Consider the following 20,576-nt stretch of genomic DNA (forward strand, 5'->3'; position numbering starts at 1 on the left):
TTTGCCGTTTCTTCACTCTTTTTTCGACTGCTGTCCTTCCTCCATTTGGTCTACAATTTTTTCAGCAGCTCTTCGGTATACGTTACTCATATGTGTGAAGGATGCCACCATTAACAACTGTTTCTTGTACAACATGTCTTCCTCATCGCTTGATACTTCTTCTGCTACTTCTGCATTAATTTGCAAGCTTTGCTCCTTAAAACGATTAACATTATTCTCACTTATATTCTCATAACTTTTATACAAGCCTTCTAAATCAAATGTATCATTATTTGCTATATCTAGTACTTTCTTTATGTCATTTATTGATAGTGCGCTCTTCATTTGATAGACCATGCTAATTAGCATGATGTGTTCTTTCGTATATTTTTTATTCTTTACTGGGAAAAACAACTTTCCTTTCGCATAATTATTGATCATCGTTTTCGTTAAAATTTTTTCCTCTTCATTACGCTTCGTATCCGCATATTTCCTTTCAAATAACTGTATGACTTGATCCATATATAAATCCAATTCTGGAATATCATCTATCGTTAAATACGAATCTAAATGAAGACTCTCTATTAATTCATGTATGTTTTCCATTTTCTTAACTCCATTTTTTTCTTTTATTATACGTAAACGAAAGTTCAAAGTAAACCTTGACTAGATGGTGATATACATATATGATGTTTATATAGTTTTCAAAACTACATAACAAAGTGAAGGGTTGATGACATTGAATACACATATCCGAGAACCGATTAATACATGGACACATCTAATAGGAGCTGTTTTAGCACTATTTGGCCTGATTGCACTAATTGTAAAAGCTGCAACGACAACGAATTCCGCTTTAGTTATAACTGCTGTCATCATTTTCGGAATTAGCATGATTCTACTATACTCCTCATCAGCAACATATCATATGGTCATTGCAAAGGACCGTGTCATCGCATTTTTACGAAAAATCGACCATTCGATGATATTTGTTTTGATTGCAGGAACATACACGCCTTTTTGTTTAATTACGTTAAAAGGTACAACCTTGGGATGGGTATTATTTTTTGTGGTAAACGGACTAGCTTTACTTGGCGTGACTTTCAAATTAACTTGGTTTAACGCACCACGATGGTTATCTACTGCCATCTACATTGGGCTAGGCTGGCTTATCATTTTCTTCAGCGGTGAATTAGCACCAGCATTAGGTGTAGGTGGAATGACATTTTTAATCTTAGGTGGAGCTGCATATACTTTAGGTGGAATCATTTATGGTTTCAAGCCGAAGTTCCTTCAATTTAGAAACTGGGGCTTCCATGAGATTTTTCATATTTTTATTTTGTTCGGAAGCTTGTTTCACTTTATTTGTATTTATGTTTATGTGCTATAAAAAACGCACCATTATGATCTAGTTTTTAATAGATAGATTGATTCTATCAATAGTGAGGTAACTCCTAATTTAAAAATCGTTACTTTTTCTACTGTTTAGCTAGCTTCTTATAATAAACAAGGGTAGTATTATCATTTATTTTTTTAGTAACCCCTGTTTGGCTGTATCCCATTTTTTCGTATAAATAACAATTCCTTTTTTCTTCTAATATAGTGGCTAACTCCCAACTAGTTGCTTGAGGAAACATTTCTTCGAGCAACTTCATAGCATTTTGAGCAATCCCTTTACCTTGGTAATTAAGATCAATAAACATTGGGCTTATCCAAAATTGTTCATCCTTTTCCCCAAAAATACAGATAGCACCTACAAGTGTACGATCCACAATTATTTTATAAAATCCACCACTAGGATGATTGATTCTCGTAATCACCCTCTCAATACTTTCATTTACTGGATTAGTATCGTAATCCTTATATTTCTCCAACAATGGCTGAAAAGCATTGAGCTGCATATCAAAAATTGACTTTGCATCATTACTTGTTGCTTTTTCTAACTTCATTTCCAATAAAATCCCCCTCCATTTAAGAAGCCTTGCTCTGCATTAAGGGTGCCACTCCTTCTTTAGATTGATAAGATTCAATCATAACAAACTTATTTTTTCATCTGCTACGACACCCATAAGTTACAAGGTCATCCCCTTTTTCTTAGCATCTGCATCTAAACCTGCTCCAATTGCTACACCAATTCCCATTCCGAGTGGTAATCCTAATCCAATATTATCAAATATAAGTAATCCAAATACGATGCCTAAACTCGTGCCAATAGACATATATATACTCAGATAATACCCACTTGTTACTAACTTGTGTTGTTTCTGTAAATGAGAACTAATGTTATCTATTTTTTGTTTATGATGTTTAACATCATTTTCTATAAGTTCATCTACCTTATCTACAAGTTGTATGATATGGTTTTCTAAGTCAATAAAGTGTTGAAAACATTCTTCACATTCGGATGAAAAAGAACCCAACTTTTGAATGATTCGATTACACTTTCCTAATTCAAGTTTTCTAGCATCTTTCTCATCAACCGTATTTCTAAATTCCTCAAGAATCGTTTTTAGTTTTTCAACTCGTTGACTTTCCACAGCTCGGCCTCCTCCATTATTACTCCCAGGATGTAGATACCATAAACACTCATCATTTTATTTCTTTTTCTTATGATAGTAACTGCCACCTAAGACAACTAAAAAAATCACAAAAATGGCTACGATTATACTAATATCCATCCGTTCACCCCCGATAAAGTTAATAATGATTACGTTACAAAAATAAAAACAAGGTTTCCACTTTCTTATTTTCCACTATTCTGGAAATTGGATCAGTTGAAGAAGTCTTGTTTATTCTCTCTTTTATCGGTTTTTGTGATTGCTGTTCTTAAGATAAAGTTATAAGTCTCTTTCTCTGATTATTTTAACATAGTATCCAATCACCATTATATATATTTTCAGAATATTATATTCCGCATTTAAGTTCGTTCTTTATTTCTCATTAACGGCATTATTTATCTAGATATTTCGTTAGGTACCAAGGCAGGGAATGATTGGTTAAATATCGAATTATACAGTGAAGGGGGCGTTACTATTTTGCGAATTGTAGATACATATCCATCTTTTCCGATAAATCCTACGATAGAAAGCTTACGAAACTATTATCATCAGTACCCAGAAATCTTTGATTATTATTTCTCCAGACATTGTACAGATAATAATGAACGATTAGCTAAAGCCATTGATAAATATAGCATGGACAAACATTCAATTAAAATCGTATATAATCAAATTGGTAGTCTAATCAAAAATGTTGTTCAAATTTATGAAAAAAAATATCAACTATCCTTCCCAGTCGATATTAATCTTATTGTCGGAGCTTATGGGTCCAATGCCTATACAAATCGAAAATTCATACCCGATATAACGTTTGCTATGGAAAGGTTAACCCATGAGAAGGATCCCCTGCAGGTCATTATTGCCCATGAATTTGGCCATGTCGCACATAACATTATTTCGGATCAACACAATATTGACTGGACAACAATGCAATGGGAACATCCTTATGTTTGGTTATTACAAGAAGGGGCAGCTACCCATTTCTCTAGACAGATATTACCTGGTTTGCATCCATCTATCTACTTTTCTTATAAAAGTGACGGATCTAGATGGCTAGAGTTTGCTCGAAAACATCATACTGAATTAATTACTAGATTTTGGCATGACGTAATGAAAGAGAAAACAAGTAATGAAATATTCAAAGAGTGGTTTTCTATTAATGGTGGGAAAACTTTTGGTTACACCAGACTAGCCTACTATATAGCAGATTGTATGTTTCAGGACTTTGTAACACAAGAAGGAGAAATAAGTACGCTCCTTTTGTGGAAAGACAAAACCTACTATCAAAAAGTGAATAATTGGTTTAATCAAATGATTAAAAGGTAAATCTCTAGCTAGGAGACTTACCTTTCAAGGCAATGCCTCTACCTCAAGGATAATTAACTTTGAGGTCCTTGGTATTATTAATTAATCATAGTCATTCGGTCACCATATTCAAATAAAAACAAACGTATATTTTCTACACACTCCCAAATAATAAGGGAAATACCAAATTTTAGGAGGACTCCATGAAAAGAATTTTCATCTTAATATGCATAGCTCTGCCTTTTCTAACTGGATTTGAAGGAGCAGAGAACCTTGAAGTTTTGGACATAGAGTTAACGATTATTAAGTCAGAAGGTAGCCTGCGCTATGACTTCTTACTGGAAAACACAGGTGATAAACCCATTGAGAGCGACTTCGATTATCCAGGACAACATCCATTCGGAATCGAGTTTGTTGTCAGGCCAAATGATGAATTAGCTACATTAATGGAAATGGAACCAAATACAAAATACAAGAAAATGCAACCGATGGGTAGCGGCTCAAGAGGCTATTTTGAACCTGGTGAAGAGGCTCCATTTCATGTTTCGTATAAAATAAAGGACGATGTTAATTTTGAACAAGTAAAAAAGCAAGCACTAAATAGCACACTACTTATATTAGATGGTGTTACTGTCTCTGCTGAGTACCCATTAGATGAATACAAGGACATGTTGAAATAGTGTGTATCTCATTCAAAAGCAAACTTCTTTCGCTATATGAAAGAAGTTTGTTTTTACATTTTCAATAATCTTCAATCAATCGTGTTCTTTCTTCGATAATCAATGTATGTTCATTCTCTTTCTCTTCTTTTTCTTCCTCTAATTCTCTTAAAATAGCGGTAACTGTGGATTTTTGACTCTTAATATTTTCAAGAGATTCAGAAATCCTTTCTTGAACCATCCAGTCTACAATAAATCCGTCGAAGAAAAAGTCAGCAAATTTTAAGAGTCCAGAAATATCAATTTGTAGTTGTGCCGTTTGATCAATATCTAATAACTCTTTTTGAAAATGACGCATTCTGCCCTGAGCAACATGAATATGTTCTGTAGCTTTATCGATGTAATCATGTTTTACTGCCGAAGACAATGCTCCTCCACCAAATAAGTCAAATGTTCCCCATGATTCTGCTTCATCTAAAGATGCTATGGCCTGGTTCAATGCATCGATAACTGTATTTCCTGCTTCCAGTGCTTCTTCTAGCTCCTCAACATAAGCTCCTGTGTCCCCTTCTTTTTCACTCAGTTCATATAATTTTTCACGAAAAGCAGCATTATTCCCTTGTAACTTTTCCGTTTTTAATGTAATCAACGCTTGGTATTCCTCTTCAACACCAGATACCGATTCTAATCTATCTATTAATGTAACGATAGATTCCTCAATTTCCAGCTTCGTTTTCCTCGCTTCTTCTAGCTGTAATTGCACAGCCACGACTTCTTGTTTTTCTATTTCGATTTTCTCATACTTTTTACCAATTAGAGTCTGGATTAGATTGGTTATCCCGATCCCTTCTAACTTCTTCACGTCTTTTTCCTCAGATTTTAGTTTTACCGTCAAGTTTGTTATTTCCTGCTCTATTCCTATTAGCTCATCTTGATAATCTTCTAACTGCACTTCCCACTTGTGCTTCTTTCTTCGTTTCCCTTTTATAAAAACCATCTTTTCATTTAATGTATCTAACAATTGCTCCACCCCTTTATTATACGTACGAATGAGGAGGATACTTTGTTTCAATTTAAAAAGATGCCTCCCTAAATATAGGAAAGCACCTAACTGAAAGAGCTTATGCATTATGTCTCTTGATTAAATCAACAAACGTATCAACGAAGGATTGTAAAAATTGAACGGTTCCTTCATTTGTGATTTTGCCGCCATCCAATAATTCTGCTGAGTTGCCAATATATGCTTCTGGTTGCTGAACAACTGGCATATTTAGAAAAGTAAGTACCTGACGTAAATGATGATTTGCACCAAATCCGCTAATCGCACCTGGAGATTGGCTGATGATTGCTGCAGGCTTACCATTCCATACACTTTCCCCATAAGGACGGGACCCTACATCCAATGCATTCTTCAGTACGCCAGGTATAGAACGATTATATTCAGGTGTTACAAATAAAAATGCGTCTAGCCCCTTAACTGTGTTACGGAATGTTGTGTATTCAGCAGGAGTTCCCAGATCACCTTCGAAATCCTGATTAAATAAGGGAAGATTTCCAATTTCAACAAACTCTGTTTCATATCCACTAGGGAATAAGCCAGCCACATTATCTGCAATTTGTTTAGAGAATGCCTCTTTACGTAAACTACCAACTACAATACCAACTTTTGTCATTTAAACTCACCATCCTAGGTTTTATTTGAACAAACTTCAGTGGTATTTTTCTACTAATTTATTTTTATATACTACAATTATTTTGTGAGAAAAAGTTTTTTTTGCTGTCATTGTTCGAATCCGACAAGATATTTTTTAAACTACTTCACATTAAACTTCTCCCTCCATTCCATTATACATGGGAATTGACGTTAACTTGATGACCATTCATTTATCATTTTTTGAGCTTCCTTTACATGTAGTATCCGAACAGATTGGTGTAGAAAGCTCCGAATCTCTTCTGGATTAAACACTTCGATAAAAATAGTACGTACAGGTAACAAGAAATGGATTTTAGTGTGGTTACTGCAATTCTGATTACTTCATATTTTCTAGTAGAAAACTCGCTATTAACTTGCCTCCAAGTTAATAGCGAGAATTTTCGTTTTATATATTCTGATACCATTTACCAGCTGCTTCTACTTCGCTAAACGTCAACTGATGACCTCTGTTTTCCCAATGAAGTTCTACACTTGCACCTGCATCTCCCAACAAGGATTTTAGTTCTTCTGATTCCTGAGCAGGGCAAATTGGATCATTCGTACCTGCTGCAATAAATACATTTTTATCTGATAAATTGGGTAATTGAATCCCTCTTCTTGGAACCATTGGATGATGCAATATCGCTCCTTTTAATGCATCCTGATAATGGAATAGCAGGCTTGCTGCGATATTTGCACCATTTGAATATCCGATCGCAATAATATTGTTACGGTCAAATTCATACTTTTCCGCAGCTTCATCTAGAAATTCATGTAATTCCTTTGTACGGAAAACTAAATCTTCTTCATCAAAAACACCTTCTGCGAGTCTCTTGAAAAAGCGTGGCATTCCATTCTCTAGAACATTTCCCCTCACACTTAATACGTTTGCATCTGGATCGACTTTATCCGCAAGTGGTAGCAGGTCTTGCTCCGTGCCTCCAGTTCCGTGTAATAATAGTAATGTTGGTTTCGATGGATTATTACCTTTTCTGAAAATATGCTTCATTGATTATTCCCCTTTTCTTGTTTTATTTCGTTCTTACGCTTCATATTCCTTTTCAATTTCCTTTGTACTTCTTACTGTTTCAATCGGACGAACTAATTTTTCTATTTCTTCACGTTTAGGCTCTAAGAATGGAGGTAAAGATAACTTCTCCCCAAGCGTTTCATACGATTCATCTCCCATAAAACCAGGTCCATCTGTCGCAAATTCAAATAAAATTTGTGGTGCAACTCTTGCGTATAATGACTCAAAGAAGTGACGATCCACATAACCAGATGTAGGGAATCCAAAACTACTCATTCTTTCAATCCACTCTTCTAAGACAGCACGGTCCTCTACACGGAATGCTGCGTGATGCACGGTACCATATCCTTGACGTGCTGGAGGTAAAACTACATTTTTCTCCACATATATTTGTGCACCATTTCCACCTTCACCAACTTCAAACAAATGCAGTGAACCATCCTGTGCGATTTCTTTAAATAGAAGTACTTTTTCTAATACTTCTTTAAAATAATCAAATTCTTTAATACGAACATGAATTGGTCCGAGTCCTGTTATTGCATATTCTAAAGGGATTGGCCCTTTTTGCCATGGTGTACCTGAAGCAACACCTTTATTATTTTCATCAGAAATCAATTGATATTGTTGGTCATCGAAATCAACGAATGATAGTGTCTTCACACCAAATGTTTCTTTAATACCTGTATGCTTCACTTCTACACGATCGAAGCGTTTTACCCAGTAGTCTAATGCTGCGTCGGTCGGTACACGGAAAGATGTTTTAAAAATTTCATTTGTTCCATGCTCACCCTTAGGAATTCCAGGGAAATCGAAGAACGTCATATCTGTTCCCGCACTCCCCTTATCGTCTGCGAAAAACAGGTGATACGTTTGAATATCGTCCTGGTTAACTGTCTTCTTCACTAAACGCATTCCTAAAACATAAGTAAAAAATTCATAGTTCTTTTCTGCGCTACTTGTAATTGCTGTAACATGGTGCATTCCTTTTAGGTGATTCATTTTAAATTCCTCCAAAAAATTTATTTTTTAGTATTACTTCTCTACAATAGGAGAGAGTTTTTCTTCGATTTCCGCTCGCTTTTCTTCCAAGAACGGCGGTAAATCAAGTTTTTCTCCTAAATGTTCCACATCTCCATCAACGGTAAATCCTGGTCCATCTGTTGCAATTTCAAAAAGAATTCCGTTTGATTCACGGAAATACAAACTCTTAAAGTAGAAACGATCGACAATCCCTGAAGACTGGAAGCCTCTTTGTTTCACTTGTTCATCCCAATGCTTAAGCTCCTCGTCGTTTTTCACACGAATTGCTAAATGATGAATACTACCACGCCCTGGTTTTTCAGAAGGTCCTTCCATATATTTCACGACGATTTCACCAAAAACTTCTCCTTTTATCGACTGAAAAATCGCTTCTCTTTCACTTCGGCTAACTTCTGTATAGCCAAACATATCGGTAAGGGTACTCGCCATTTTATCCAGCCTACGCACTGTCATTTCCACAGGACCCATTCCCCCGATTTGATGTTCTTCCGGAACGTCGGATTTTTCCCACGTTTCCCAGTGATCTACTTTTTCTCCATTTGAAACGAGTAGCACCAAACGGAGGCCATCAGGATCCTCAAATTTTAAAGCAGGTCGATTGGTGTATGTTGTAACCTGACTATGCACTACATCGTGCTCCTCAAATCTTGCTTTCCAATAATGTAGACTGTCTTCTGTTGGAACGAGTAATCCAATTCTCGTAATTGCATTTGTCCCAGGGTATGTGTTTCCTACTAAAGGCATTTCAAAAAATGTTAGTTCTGTACCTGGGCTACCTGTTTTATCTCCGTAAAATAAGTGATACATTGACGGATCATCTTGGTTCACTGTGATTTTCACACGACGTAAACCAAGCACATTTTTATAAAAGTGATTATTTTCATTTGCGTTTTTTGTAATCATTGAAATGTGATGATGCCCTGGGATTTTGTACATAAGGTATTCCTCCATTTTTAAATTACGAATCGTAATGTAAACTAAAATAAACCCTTTCGTAATCACTTCTGCAAATCTATTCTGGTCGCTCGATGGAAAACACATCACCAATTTTCGCATAATTGGATCCAGCTAGACGACTAACTGCCCCAAGTTTTTCATGGTTTATTCTTCCACTTTCGTATATTTCCTCATCGATGTGATACCTAACTACTTTACCAATAAGTAAGTCTGCTCCAACCTGGTCATTATCACCTAATTCTACAGAGTGCTCCAAGGTGCATTCAAATCGCACCTTGGCTTCTTTTATTCCAGGAACAGAAACCTTCTCACTTTCTACAAGTGTTAAGCATGCTTTTTCAATTTCACTTACGTCAGGTGGTAAAGATGCCGCTGTAATATTTATTTTCTCTACATTTTCTTCATCAACGATGTGTACGACAAATTCTTTATTTGCGAAAATATTTCTCGATGTATCTTTCAATTCCCCATTTTTCCGCTGGGTAGAAACGGAAATCATTGGTGGATTTGAAGTAACGACATTAAAATAACTAAATGGCGCACCGTTTACTGTGCCGTCCTCCGCCACACTTGTAACAAACGCAATTGGTCTTGGAACAATACTACCGATTAACAGTTTGTAATTTTCCCGCTCTGTATTATTTATTGGGTCAAAGGATAACATGGAAACCCCTCCTTATTTATCCAAATTTCTTATTTCAATTGGAATTAAAGACTGATTCAATTGCCCGCGGTATTGTTCGTATTGTGCTGGTAGTTTCAATTCTTCACCCATTGTTTCATACGATTCATCATGCGCAAATCCTGGTGGGTCTGTTGCAATTTCAAACAATATCTCGCCATGTTCTCTAAAGTAAATAGCATTAAAGTAGTTTCTATCCCTTACCGCCGTTACGCCATAACCATGATTAGCCACATGTTCCTGCCAATCCAAATGATCCTTGTCATCTTCTGCACGCCATGCAATATGATGTACCGTACCTACTCCCATTTGTCCACGTCCTAGTGGGGTTTGTTTTATATCGATAATATTACCAATTTCCCCGTAAGCTTTAAATCGAACAAGGTCACCTTCTTGTCCTACTTTATCAAGACCCATTACTTCCCCAAGGGTTTCCCCTGTTTTCTCTGGATTCGTAGATAACAATATCGCTCCACCAAAACCTTTAATTCCAACATCTGGTGTAACATCACCAATTGTCCAATTATTTTTTTCGCCTTTTTCTCTTTCAACAAGCTCTAATTGCAAACCATGAACATCCGCAAATTCTAAATAAGTTTCTCCGAATCGTTCTGTTTTATAGAATTCAATATTGAATTTGGCTAATCTCTTTTCCCAAAAATCCATGGAACCAGGTGGAATGATGTACGTAGTAACCCCAACTTGTCCTCCCCCAATTTTCCCTTGATACGCGTTAGCCCACGGGAAGAAAGTAATAATCGTACCTGGTTTTCCTCCATCATTCCCAAAATAAAGATGATACGTACCCGGATCGTCAAAGTTAACGGTCTTTTTAACTAATCTTAATCCTAATACACTTGCATAGAAATCTACGTTTTCCTGAGGATGACCTACGATTGCTGTTATATGGTGAATACCTGCTGTCTTCATCGTTTTAAAATCTCCCGTTCATTCTTTTTATTATTATGTTGATTTAACCATTATATATTTCCATGAATTAAAACGTTATTAATTAAGTTATCTTTAATTAAGTATATTATTGCATAATACTTTCCACATTGTCAAACCTTTTTTCATTTCATATGCGTGAATCTATCGTATCGGTAACGTACTAGAGGTTGAAATGATCAAGAACTTCTTCTATACATTCAAGAATTAGCAGGAGGTAGTATATATTCCAATAGAAGATAGTAGGCCCTTTTTAAGGATAGAGAAAAAGGGAAAGTATGATGAAGAGGCTTTAACAAATAAAATTTTTTTGATGAGAGATTTTTTATGCTTTAATAGTTAAAACAAAACTGTGACAGAATCCATATAATTTCCTAAGCATTACCCATAAGGTTTCCAACCATACAGCGCCAACGGTTTGAAGTGTCTTAAATGTAAAAGTATATTTTTATCAAAGCTATTTTGAATTTAGACTGAGGACGATTTATCTTTATTTTGTACTTTAGAAAGCCTTATGGGTATTTATTTTACTTCAGGAAATTTTATGGTCTCTATGCTCTTCCATGTTTCTCTATAAAGGTGTAACTAATATATCTTATTGCGAAATAATACTAACTTCACATTTCCATACAATTTGCAGAAATACAACAAATATTTCAGAAGTTACCATCTTTAAGTTTTTTATTGTAACTCTCGTATCAATCAAATCCTATAAACTTCTCTTCCACTACACCAGATTCTTCTAGCATTTGGTATAAGATCGAGATATCAGAATTTGTACGTCTTCTCCCAAACCGGTTTTCAGAGAAAGTGAAATATAAGTACCTTTTTGAACGGGAAAGACCAACAAAGAACGTGCATTTATCTTCGGCTTCTTGTTGAGAAAAACTCCAAAATGAATTGTCATCAAAGCCCACAAAAAATACTACATCAAATTCTAGTCCCTTACTTTTATGAATTGTCATAATTGGTATTGAATCATTACCTTGAAACGAATCGATTGCAGCCAACCAATCTTTCCTTGATGTATAATATTGATATAGATAACTCGATAACTCTTCGCGTAATTTATTTATATATTTACCTTGTAAATATTGGGGATAATATTTACTAAGCTTATTTACATCATAAAAATCTAATATTTCTTTTAGTAGAACATCTAAATCTTCTTGTTGAGTTACTTTCATTAATTTTGTTTTTACAATCCTCAACATTGTTTTAAGATGTTTTCTCAATTTATCGATGATAATCGGATCAACTGTACCTAATTTGCCCTCAAAGAAAATCTTTGCCTCCCAGATAAATGACCAAGCATCACTATCTCTAGCATTAAGAGCTGATTTCAATGTATTAAGAATTAGCAAAACCATATCTTCTTTTAATAGGTCTTGAAACTTTGCTTCATTTCTTGCCTGAATATTTACTTTCTCAAGTACTTCAATAATTTCGTCACTAAATTGCTGTACACTTTGCTTTACTATTATACAAATATCCCTATATGAAATTTGCTGCTGATGAATTAATTGCGTTATTCTTTCAGCAACATCCTCTGTTTCTGTAATTGAATCTTTAAAATACCATATTTCTGCAACTCCCTCGTCCTCGGTCCATTTCGGATTAGCTATAGGTGAAAATGGTATCTCCTGTAAATAATTATTAACTATTTTTTGTATCTCCAATAGCCGTGGGGCTGATCTATGATTCATAACTAACGTAAATTCTTTTGAATTAAAATCTTTTTTATATGAATCAAATATATCTGGCTTTGCCCCCGCCCATAACATTATTCTTTGCCTATTATCTCCTACCGCTGTGATTGATGTTTCAGAGTTATGAAAACATACTTTTACTAATGCATATTGTATACGCGTAGTATCTTGAAACTCATCTAAAAAAACGTGGGAATAAGTTTTCCTTAAAGATTTTAAAATCAGTGGATTAGTTTCTAAAATATAGATTGCTAGAACAGATATCATCTGAAAGCTCAAGGTTGGCTTAATATCCCCATCACCTTTAAGTAATATATCCCAAACATCTTTATAGACACCAGATACACTTTCTAATCTTCTTTTTGTTAAATTATCAATATACTGTTTTTTAATTTTATTATTATTAAAGTTAACCCCACACTTTGAAAAAGCTCGAACAAATTCATTCTGATTTAAAGCTATTCCGTAATTTGGATCAGGTCTAAACTCATCAGGTATCGCATTTAAAAACCTATCCAATATACTTTTTGCAAATGAATCGAAGGTTTGAGATATAAATCTAGACTCTAAATCTTTAGATAATCTTAATTTTATTCTATCCTTTAAATTTACCGCTGCATCTTTTTTCAAACTTACGGCTAAAATTTTATTGGGATAAACACAGCTATTAGTTTCTAACAAAAAAGATGCTTTTTGAGCCAATAGTTCGGTCTTACCAGCACCCGGTCCTGCAACAACTAAAGAATTATTTAAATCCTTTACAGCATTTAACGCAGCTGGTTCAAGTATTAATCCATCACTTGGTTTCCATTCTTTAATCGAAATCCCCATACTATGCATCCTCTATTTCTAGTAATAATTTAACTTTATCAGTTATATTTATAAAGACATCAGGAATATTTTCTTGTAAGACATCATCAGCTATATAATTTAATGCTTGCAGATGTGTCACTGGCTTTCCTCTGGTTAGAAAGAAATAGCTATACCATATCATTAATTCCTTTTGTTTTTCAGTATATGTATTGCCTTCACCACCGTTTTTCTTTAAGGCTCTCTTCATATCACTTTCAATGCGTTCTTGATAAGCTAAAGTTTGCTTTTCTTGTTCATCTAATTCTTGAATTCTTTTTTGTTTCTCACTTTCATCTATTCGGATGAGCGGTCCTTCATTTTTCTCTAAGGTTTCTAAATAAGCATCTAAAAAGTTTTCAATCATTAAAAAGTCAATATCTAACGGTTTGGAAAAATATACATTATAGCGTTCTAGCATTTTTATCCAGCCATCGATATACTCATAACCTGCCTGATTCCATTCATGCATATTATCCAACTTTTCATCCGACAAAACTTTACCGCCTTTGACAGTTAATAATTCACTTTTGCTAATCCCATTACTAATAAGTTGCTTAATAGCATACTTTATCCTTCCCCATCCCCCACCTTCCCTTTCTCTATCTAAATCTAACAGGGTAATAAAAGGGATATTCAACTGACTTAATAGCCTCCAAAAGTGATTAACGTGACGTCCACCTAGAGGAACCATTGATATGCCAACGGTGTCCAATTCATCCATATATAAATTCAGAAATTTTGGCATCAATATTTCCTCACTATCGCCTTCTCCTAATACCACTAATGATGAAAAATATAATTCTGGATAGGCTCTAATTGCTTCTTTTACATATTTATAGGATTCGTCTTGTTTTTCAGGTAGCACAATCTCTTTAGCAATGGTTGCCCCATTCTCGATTCTTAAATGACGGATTTCCGTTGGTTCTACACGTTTAATAATTGAAGGACTATGGGAAGTAATCAATACTTGGGAATTACTTTTAGAACGTATGTTACTCAAGTTTTTTACAACTTTTCCCAGCAAGTGTGGGCTAACATGATTTTCAGGTTCTTCAACTAAAATAAGCGTTAAAGCCGGCGGATCAATATTTAATACTCGTTCTTCATCAGAAATTCTGTTTTTTATTTCTTTTATAGCCTCATTTTCTAATTCTAATAGTGAATCTATCAAAGTAAGATAAAATAGAGATTTCAATCCATCTCCTAAATCATCTACTTTAAATGCCTTTTCCGTATGCGAAGGTGTGAATTCCACCTCAAGTTTCTTTAAGATATTGTCCAGATCACTACTGCCAAATTTAATATTAGCTTCATTATATCTTGAGTCATTATGATAGTTTTTCCATTGAGAAGATACTATTTTTTTTACAATAGTAATACCAGATTGCTTAGCAACCTCATTATCTACCTCATCAATTTTTTCATTTATCCTTTCTTTATCTGACTCTTTCCAATTAATTTGGTTTAAAATTCTCCACAAAATCGTTCCAGAAGCATTTTTTAACTGTTCGGATGGGTTTCTTACAGCCGGAATATATATAACTTGTATTTTGGCTCTATCATATGCAGACATTGGTTTTTGGCCATCCTCGCCTTTATCCACCACATAATGGTATTTATAATCTATTATCCCTTCAGGGGAACTACCTTTTTCGTAACTGGCATCTAAACGTATAGCGATATATGGATTGCCCCCCGGTTGATCTACCATAAAGTTTTCAAAATACGCAGCTATCCCGTAATCATCCTCTTCTGATCCTTCACTATCCCCATCAAAAAATTCAAAATAAGCCTCTATGTAAAAATTACTTTTTTCTATTTCATCTGCTGTTTTATCTAGAGGTATATGAAAATCAGATTTGGTAATTTTGGAATTTCCAAACAACTTTTGAAGTGCGCTTAATACTGTAGTTTTCCCAGAACTATTATGACCAATAAACGCGGTTAAATCAGAAATTTCAATTGTTGTATCAGTTTGTCCAAAGCTGCGATAATTGTTAAAAACTAATTTAGTTAATTTCATATAAATCTCTCTTTTCTTTTCAAGATATTAAACTCTTTATTACAGGTTTCTAAAAAGTTGCATATATAAAATTTTGGCTCTATGTTTAACCTCTATTTTCCCTTTTTACGAACGGGTTCGTTAGTGAAACAGTGATACAAGCGAGTAGCAATCCAAATCAGTATACTATTGTTAAACTGGTAAAAAAGATGACATTGGTGGTATATTCTATTGGCCGTAATGCTTAACAGTCTTGAGCTTTTATATTTTTAATTTAAATGACCATAATTACATTAACTAATTTTATCCTTCATTGTATTTACATCAATGTAAATCTTCCCCATTGTTTGAGCTGCTTTAATTTTTCGGTCAAGAATTTCTTTAAAACTAAATAGACCTTCTACTACAAGAATTATGTCAGCTCCGTCAACTAAAATTGTATTGAGTGCCTTCCCCTTTACTAAAGCCTCAACAGAGTCATTTGAAAATCCATTTATTGAAATAAATATTCCTCTCCCATATAATTTACCTTCAACTTTATATGCAAATTGATAAAGGGCATTAGATGCAGTTAAATTGTCTTGCCATTTCGCTTCCATAATATAATTTTCTCCATCATACTTTATCGTTCCATCAATCTGTTCTCCCCTAAGCCTAATAGGATCAGAAATAATAAGAGATTCATGGATTGACAGTTTTCTTAAAAAATCTTCTAATAAATATCCCCTTTGTTGTAGTGACACACTATTACCGGATGTATTTTTACCCTGATATAGATTTATAAACTCATTATGTAACTCTTCTAATGTATTTTTCTTAGTGTAAATTTCTTTATCCTTTCTCTCACGGAGTTCTCTTTGCTGCTTTAATTTTGAATCTCTTATTTCTTGTAACTGTTTTAAATGGCTAATATTTCTTTTAGCTTCACTTTCATCTAACTTTTTTAAAGTCTTAAAAAAATACGGGTCAAAATGATTCCAAACAACTAGAGCTTGAAGCATACTTCTAAATTGACCTATCCCACCATCAACACGGTTATTAAGATTTCCAAAAACCATATCAATTATTTGAGATCTTTTTAAACTTTCATTAACATTTTTTAGGTCACTTTTTGTACAACCATTATTAATAAAAAAATCAATAATATCTTTTTTAGGCCAAAATATAGATAAGATGCAAGTTCTCATAGAATCTGCTATATCTTTTGGAAAAACTGTTTTCATTTTAACACCTCCATACTTATAGTAAATCATATATTAGAAAACAAACCTTAATATTTCTAAATAAGAAATTTATAATGAAATGTCTCTCACCCTTAAAAAAACTCTATTCTTCAAATAGAAATTTATATTAAGTCCTTTATTTTTAATAATTAATCTTGATAGGCTTTAATGTACTTTAATAAAATCTGCCAGTAAGGTCCATTACCATACTTTAAGACTTATTTATCAAACTCTTACCATTTCAGACCAAATTTTAAAAAGCATATTAACGAGACAACAAAGATCAATAGAAAAATAATAACCACTAACAGATTATATTGAACGATTAAAAGTATTAAAGAGATAAATATAAAAATAATAGAGATTAAGCTGTTCTTCTTTAGTTTTTTCTTTAAAAAGATATCAAGGAAACCTACAGTTAATATGAGAAGTAACAGCATCGCTGTATATCTTATAAAACTAAGTAAAATGTTCTCACCGATGGATATTATGATAAAACTTAACAGGGCTGCAAATAAAGTAAAAAAAGCTTGTCCTATCGGAAATACAATATCCTTGAGCTTTGTAAAACCATAGTCCAATACATCCAATCCTGACTTAACAGTGTTAAGCTCCCTATTCTGCTCACTTAAATAAAGAAGTTGTTGATATAGTTTTTCTGAAATTTTTTCTATTTTTTCTTTTTCATGTATGGAGGAATCATTTATAATCTCCTTAATTTCTTTAATATCAGATGAATCCAATAGTGGAAAAGAATTAATTACAGCTACAAAGAATTCCTGCCCTTTAGTAATGTCTAATTTGTACTGATAGGCAACAGATAAGGACTTACTTATCTTCTCCATAAATATATCAGTTTTAGCAGTTTTTAAGTCTTTCTTTTTTTGATATTGTACTTTAAATTCCTTATACAACCAAACAAATAAAGCTACAATTATCAACCAAACTGTGACTTCTAAAGGATTCATATTTGTGACTTCAGTAATCTTTTGAAAAACAGTTTGCACATCCAAAACTTCTCCCCCAAAACTCGTTTATAATAGATTATCATTATAGTTTTTATAGCTACGTTCCATTGATCTCATTTTAAAACATATTATTTAATATGTTCATTTTAATATAACTCACCCCGGAACATAGAAGGTTTTGAGTTGAATCTTCTTAAACCATATCTAGTCATCCTAATGTACTGTTATTTTAATTTTTGCAATTTCCTCAAGTCCCTCTTTATCAATTTCAAACTGTCTTAATAATTTATTTATAGGTGATTTTCCTGTATTCTTCATTTCGTTTTCTACGTCACGTATACCATTAATAACTTTAATATTTAAAAACTTCCTGTGATTATGAGAAAATTGTATTTCTGAATGATCGCCCTGAAAAATTGTATACATATATTTATTAGTATTAGGAATTGGATAGAATTGATATGTTAAGCGTAAAGTTGTAGGATTAGCAACAATTGTTGCATCAGACAGCATGGATACAACCGATTTATTATGTTAAAATCCTTGTATTTCTATCATTATTTCTATTACTTCACTATTAGTATTGAATCCTCTAATCCACCATAAAAATCAGATTCATTTTAATAACGATCATCATCAGAAAGTTTTGGGTCCAAAATAAGTTGAATTGTCTTTATAAAATTAGTTTTACCAAGATTATTTTACCAATAATAACCTGCTTATGACTTAAATTAACATCTGTATCTTTAAGGTTCCTAAAATTTTTATATTTTTTTATTTTCACTCTTGAGAAATATGGTGATTTAATTGTAGACGTAACTTTCCCTTCTTCCAAATATTCCTTTTTATATATTATATCGTTTTATGGAAATATTTGTTGATTTACAGGGATGTTTCTGGAGATTCGATATAAAACAAAAAGGATTATGGCAAAATAATGAAAAGGTTAATTAATTTATCTAGCTTAATGTTTGTTATAAATTCATCGCTTGACTTTAAATTACAAAAATGAACCATAAAATTTCCTAAAATAAAAGGAACCATAAAACTTCCAAACGGAAATTTTATGGTTCCTGTCACAAAAACTGTGACGTAAAGCATATAATTTCCTAGCAATAAAGCATATAGCTTCCAACCCTAGAGCCACAAGGTATCTCAGCTCTTTTTATAAGACTTATTAAACCAAAAGACTACTACCATTCAAATACAATCGAGTAATAATCTCTTTTTTCTACTTTTAGGAAGCTTTATGCTTTACAATTTTATTTTAGGAAATTATATGCTTTACATTTCTATTTTAGGAAACTATATGGTTTATTTAATTTCAGAACCCTTTTACACTCAATTTTAGATTAACAATTGTAGAATTAAATATTCACTTATATCCTAAACTTTCCAAAGTCTCCTTCCAAGCCCTTTTTACCCATTCTTTTCTAAATAAATGTTTATTTTCAAGATTCTCTTGTACCTTATTTGAACTTGGATAAATTCCTTTTTGATGTAATGTATTTACAATTTCTATAATTTCTCTTTTTATAATTTGAACTCTCTTCCTTTTCAATTCATGAATATACTCCTCATATCGTTTAACCACCTTTTTACATAAATTAGGGGAAACTGTTTTTGCGGTTTTTAAAGTTATGCCATTATCTTTTGAAAACTGATTCAAACTTATAGGAGTTTCTTTACTTAGACAATCTATTAATTTTTCTTCAATCTCGATTCTTCTTTTTTTTACTTTTTGTTCTTTATAAGAATTAAAGTTTTTTGTTACCTTTTCACATAAAATTGGAAAGTTCCTTTTGGCGGTGGATTCATAAAAACCATACTCTTTGGAAATTCTATTTAGACTTTTTGGCTCTTTTGAATTGACCTCTTTCTTTAGACTATCTTCAATTTCACTTATTGAGATAGATTTCTGCTGTTGAAGATAGCTATCTTTTTTTATTTCAAGCACTAGCTTTTTATTATTGTCATAAATCATCTCATAAATAGTTAACCCGATTTTTCGAGCAATTTTTAAAAGACTTTCACTTGAAGGGTGTCTTCTTCCTTTTACCCATGAATTGACCGTTGCTGAATTTAATCCTAGAATATTTGCCAACTTCGCTACACTTTTAATATCCAATTTCTTCATTAATCTGTTTAAAAAATTTGAAATAAAAGTTCTTGTTGGGTAAATTGGTTGCTTTGATGAATTTGCAAGTAATTCTTTATAATTTTGAAAAATAAATATATCTTTCTCAGTTAAAGTTTCTTTATTAATTACCAATTCATCTCCTAACCACGATCCGCAATATTGACAATAGCCAACCATTAGTTCCTTATGCAAATACGGTAAATTTCTGTTACAATTCGGACACTGGTCTTGCAGTACTACTTCATGTACTTCGCATTTTTTTATATCAGAAATATACCAAATTAGCGGTTCATATATAATTTTTGAGTTAGATTTCATTTTATTTAAGCATATCGGACACCATTTTCTATATCTACTAAAGAGTTTTTTTGAAAAAACACCCTGCCAATTTAACATAGTCAAACTACGTAGATCATGTCTACCAGTTAGTATTTCCAATGTATTACAATACTCTATCGTAACGGGACTATTCTCATTAATAAAATGTGAGGTATCCTTGATTATTCCTTGGGTAAGTTGTTCTTTTAAATAATTTATATTTAGCATAGGTGCAATTACTTTACTCAGCAATGGTGATACCGCTAAATTGTGAATTTCCGCTATTCTCGATATATAACTTGATAGACTTTCTACATAAGATGTTCCAATTCCTATTGGGTCAACATTATATAAATCTGTTCTAGTAGATAAAAAGTTCTCAACCTTCCCTCGCTCATCTGTTAAACTACTTAAAATTAAATTCATTACTGATTCCCCCCGATGATGATAATGCGTTAACAAGTAAATCCAAGAAATAAAAAATTGAGTAGGAAATACCCACCCAATTTTTC

At 33.1% G+C, this 20,576-nt stretch carries 19 protein-coding genes; 3 read left to right on the forward strand and 16 right to left on the reverse strand.

The genetic code is table 11. The features are described 5' to 3' along the window. Positions 1-12 precede the first annotated feature (12 nt). On the reverse strand, positions 13-585 hold the full coding sequence (locus D8M05_RS11205; RefSeq protein WP_121131811.1) for a DUF1836 domain-containing protein: 573 nt from the start codon (positions 583-585) through the stop codon (positions 13-15). A 133-nt stretch (positions 586-718) separates the two neighbouring features. Between D8M05_RS11205 and trhA the strand changes: the two genes are divergently transcribed. Continuing rightward, a complete protein-coding gene (gene trhA, locus D8M05_RS11210) occupies positions 719-1,369 on the forward strand; it encodes a PAQR family membrane homeostasis protein TrhA (protein ID WP_121131902.1) in 651 nt (216 codons plus the stop codon). A gap of 88 nt (positions 1,370-1,457) precedes the next feature. Here the strand turns inward: trhA and D8M05_RS11215 are convergent, their stop codons facing one another. Beyond that, the gene (locus D8M05_RS11215) at positions 1,458-1,934 is read right to left on the reverse strand and encodes a GNAT family N-acetyltransferase (protein WP_121131813.1); all 477 of its coding nucleotides are present in this window, start codon (positions 1,932-1,934) and stop codon (positions 1,458-1,460) included. Positions 1,935-2,051: 117 nt separating this feature from the next. Beyond that, positions 2,052-2,516 (reverse strand): glycine zipper domain-containing protein, encoded by a 465-nt coding sequence (locus D8M05_RS11220; protein WP_121131815.1) that lies wholly within the window; start codon positions 2,514-2,516, stop codon positions 2,052-2,054. A 498-nt stretch (positions 2,517-3,014) separates the two neighbouring features. On the opposite strand from D8M05_RS11220, the gene D8M05_RS11225 reads away from it, so the two are divergent. After that, positions 3,015-3,863, forward strand: coding sequence for a hypothetical protein (locus tag D8M05_RS11225; protein ID WP_121131817.1), 849 nt, complete (start codon positions 3,015-3,017; stop codon positions 3,861-3,863). A 182-nt stretch (positions 3,864-4,045) separates the two neighbouring features. Then, positions 4,046-4,522, forward strand: coding sequence for a hypothetical protein (locus tag D8M05_RS11230; RefSeq protein ID WP_121131819.1), 477 nt, complete (start codon positions 4,046-4,048; stop codon positions 4,520-4,522). Positions 4,523-4,583: 61 nt separating this feature from the next. On the opposite strand, the gene D8M05_RS11235 is transcribed toward D8M05_RS11230, so the two are convergent. The 13 genes from D8M05_RS11235 to D8M05_RS11295 all read right to left on the reverse strand — a co-directional run bounded on the left by D8M05_RS11235 (position 4,584) and on the right by D8M05_RS11295 (position 20,490). Then, the gene (locus tag D8M05_RS11235) at positions 4,584-5,573 is read right to left on the reverse strand and encodes a coiled-coil domain-containing protein (RefSeq protein WP_147405178.1); all 990 of its coding nucleotides are present in this window, start codon (positions 5,571-5,573) and stop codon (positions 4,584-4,586) included. Positions 5,574-5,622: 49 nt separating this feature from the next. Continuing rightward, a complete protein-coding gene (locus D8M05_RS11240; protein ID WP_121131823.1) occupies positions 5,623-6,174 on the reverse strand; it encodes an NADPH-dependent FMN reductase in 552 nt (183 codons plus the stop codon). A 426-nt stretch (positions 6,175-6,600) separates the two neighbouring features. Beyond that, positions 6,601-7,203 (reverse strand): alpha/beta hydrolase, encoded by a 603-nt coding sequence (locus D8M05_RS11245; RefSeq protein WP_121131825.1) that lies wholly within the window; start codon positions 7,201-7,203, stop codon positions 6,601-6,603. 33 nt (positions 7,204-7,236) lie between these two features. Further along, on the reverse strand, positions 7,237-8,223 hold the full coding sequence (locus tag D8M05_RS11250; protein ID WP_121131827.1) for a ring-cleaving dioxygenase: 987 nt from the start codon (positions 8,221-8,223) through the stop codon (positions 7,237-7,239). Between the two features lie 33 nt (positions 8,224-8,256). Beyond that, positions 8,257-9,201, reverse strand: a complete 945-nt coding sequence (locus tag D8M05_RS11255) for a ring-cleaving dioxygenase (protein ID WP_121131829.1) — start codon at positions 9,199-9,201, stop codon at positions 8,257-8,259. A 76-nt stretch (positions 9,202-9,277) separates the two neighbouring features. Then, positions 9,278-9,886 carry a flavin reductase family protein gene (locus tag D8M05_RS11260; protein ID WP_121131831.1) on the reverse strand — a complete coding sequence of 203 codons (609 nt, stop codon included), beginning with the start codon at positions 9,884-9,886 and terminating at the stop codon, positions 9,278-9,280. A 12-nt stretch (positions 9,887-9,898) separates the two neighbouring features. Next, entirely contained in the window at positions 9,899-10,834 is a 936-nt protein-coding gene (locus tag D8M05_RS11265) for a ring-cleaving dioxygenase (RefSeq protein ID WP_121131833.1), read from the reverse strand. Between the two features lie 716 nt (positions 10,835-11,550). Next, complete coding sequence (locus tag D8M05_RS11270) at positions 11,551-13,392, reverse strand: UvrD-helicase domain-containing protein (protein WP_245985308.1); 1,842 nt, start codon at positions 13,390-13,392, stop codon at positions 11,551-11,553. A gap of 1 nt (position 13,393) precedes the next feature. Next, entirely contained in the window at positions 13,394-15,436 is a 2,043-nt protein-coding gene (locus D8M05_RS11275; protein WP_121131837.1) for an ATP-dependent nuclease, read from the reverse strand. A gap of 272 nt (positions 15,437-15,708) precedes the next feature. Further along, positions 15,709-16,638, reverse strand: a complete 930-nt coding sequence (locus tag D8M05_RS11280; RefSeq protein WP_121131839.1) for a restriction endonuclease — start codon at positions 16,636-16,638, stop codon at positions 15,709-15,711. A gap of 233 nt (positions 16,639-16,871) precedes the next feature. After that, the gene (locus tag D8M05_RS11285; protein ID WP_121131841.1) at positions 16,872-17,651 is read right to left on the reverse strand and encodes a hypothetical protein; all 780 of its coding nucleotides are present in this window, start codon (positions 17,649-17,651) and stop codon (positions 16,872-16,874) included. Positions 17,652-17,819: 168 nt separating this feature from the next. Next, positions 17,820-18,119, reverse strand: coding sequence for a hypothetical protein (locus tag D8M05_RS11290; protein WP_121131843.1), 300 nt, complete (start codon positions 18,117-18,119; stop codon positions 17,820-17,822). An 862-nt stretch (positions 18,120-18,981) separates the two neighbouring features. After that, positions 18,982-20,490, reverse strand: a complete 1,509-nt coding sequence (locus D8M05_RS11295) for a helix-turn-helix domain-containing protein (RefSeq protein ID WP_102414973.1) — start codon at positions 20,488-20,490, stop codon at positions 18,982-18,984. Positions 20,491-20,576: the final 86 nt, after the last annotated feature.

This window comes from Oceanobacillus bengalensis (assembly GCF_003628445.1).
In the GTDB taxonomy this organism is placed as follows: Bacteria; Bacillota; Bacilli; order Bacillales; family Amphibacillaceae; genus Oceanobacillus; species Oceanobacillus bengalensis.

Excerpts from the sequence above, each read along its gene's own strand:
- D8M05_RS11205 (WP_121131811.1), bottom strand. The coding sequence starts at position 585 with ATGGAAAACATACATGAATTAATAGAGAGTCTTCATTTAGATTCGTAT.
- D8M05_RS11290 (WP_121131843.1), bottom strand. The coding sequence starts at position 18,119 with ATGCTGTCTGATGCAACAATTGTTGCTAATCCTACAACTTTACGCTTA.
- D8M05_RS11260 (WP_121131831.1), bottom strand. The coding sequence starts at position 9,886 with ATGTTATCCTTTGACCCAATAAATAATACAGAGCGGGAAAATTACAAA.
- D8M05_RS11270 (WP_245985308.1), bottom strand. The coding sequence starts at position 13,392 with ATGGGGATTTCGATTAAAGAATGGAAACCAAGTGATGGATTAATACTT.
- D8M05_RS11255 (WP_121131829.1), bottom strand. The coding sequence starts at position 9,201 with ATGTACAAAATCCCAGGGCATCATCACATTTCAATGATTACAAAAAAC.
- D8M05_RS11240 (WP_121131823.1), bottom strand. The coding sequence starts at position 6,174 with ATGACAAAAGTTGGTATTGTAGTTGGTAGTTTACGTAAAGAGGCATTC.
- D8M05_RS11250 (WP_121131827.1), bottom strand. The coding sequence starts at position 8,223 with ATGAATCACCTAAAAGGAATGCACCATGTTACAGCAATTACAAGTAGC.
- D8M05_RS11280 (WP_121131839.1), bottom strand. The coding sequence starts at position 16,638 with ATGAAAACAGTTTTTCCAAAAGATATAGCAGATTCTATGAGAACTTGC.
- D8M05_RS11245 (WP_121131825.1), bottom strand. The coding sequence starts at position 7,203 with ATGAAGCATATTTTCAGAAAAGGTAATAATCCATCGAAACCAACATTA.
- D8M05_RS11230 (WP_121131819.1), top strand. The coding sequence starts at position 4,046 with ATGAAAAGAATTTTCATCTTAATATGCATAGCTCTGCCTTTTCTAACT.
- D8M05_RS11275 (WP_121131837.1), bottom strand. The coding sequence starts at position 15,436 with ATGAAATTAACTAAATTAGTTTTTAACAATTATCGCAGCTTTGGACAA.
- D8M05_RS11295 (WP_102414973.1), bottom strand. The coding sequence starts at position 20,490 with ATGAATTTAATTTTAAGTAGTTTAACAGATGAGCGAGGGAAGGTTGAG.
- D8M05_RS11265 (WP_121131833.1), bottom strand. The coding sequence starts at position 10,834 with ATGAAGACAGCAGGTATTCACCATATAACAGCAATCGTAGGTCATCCT.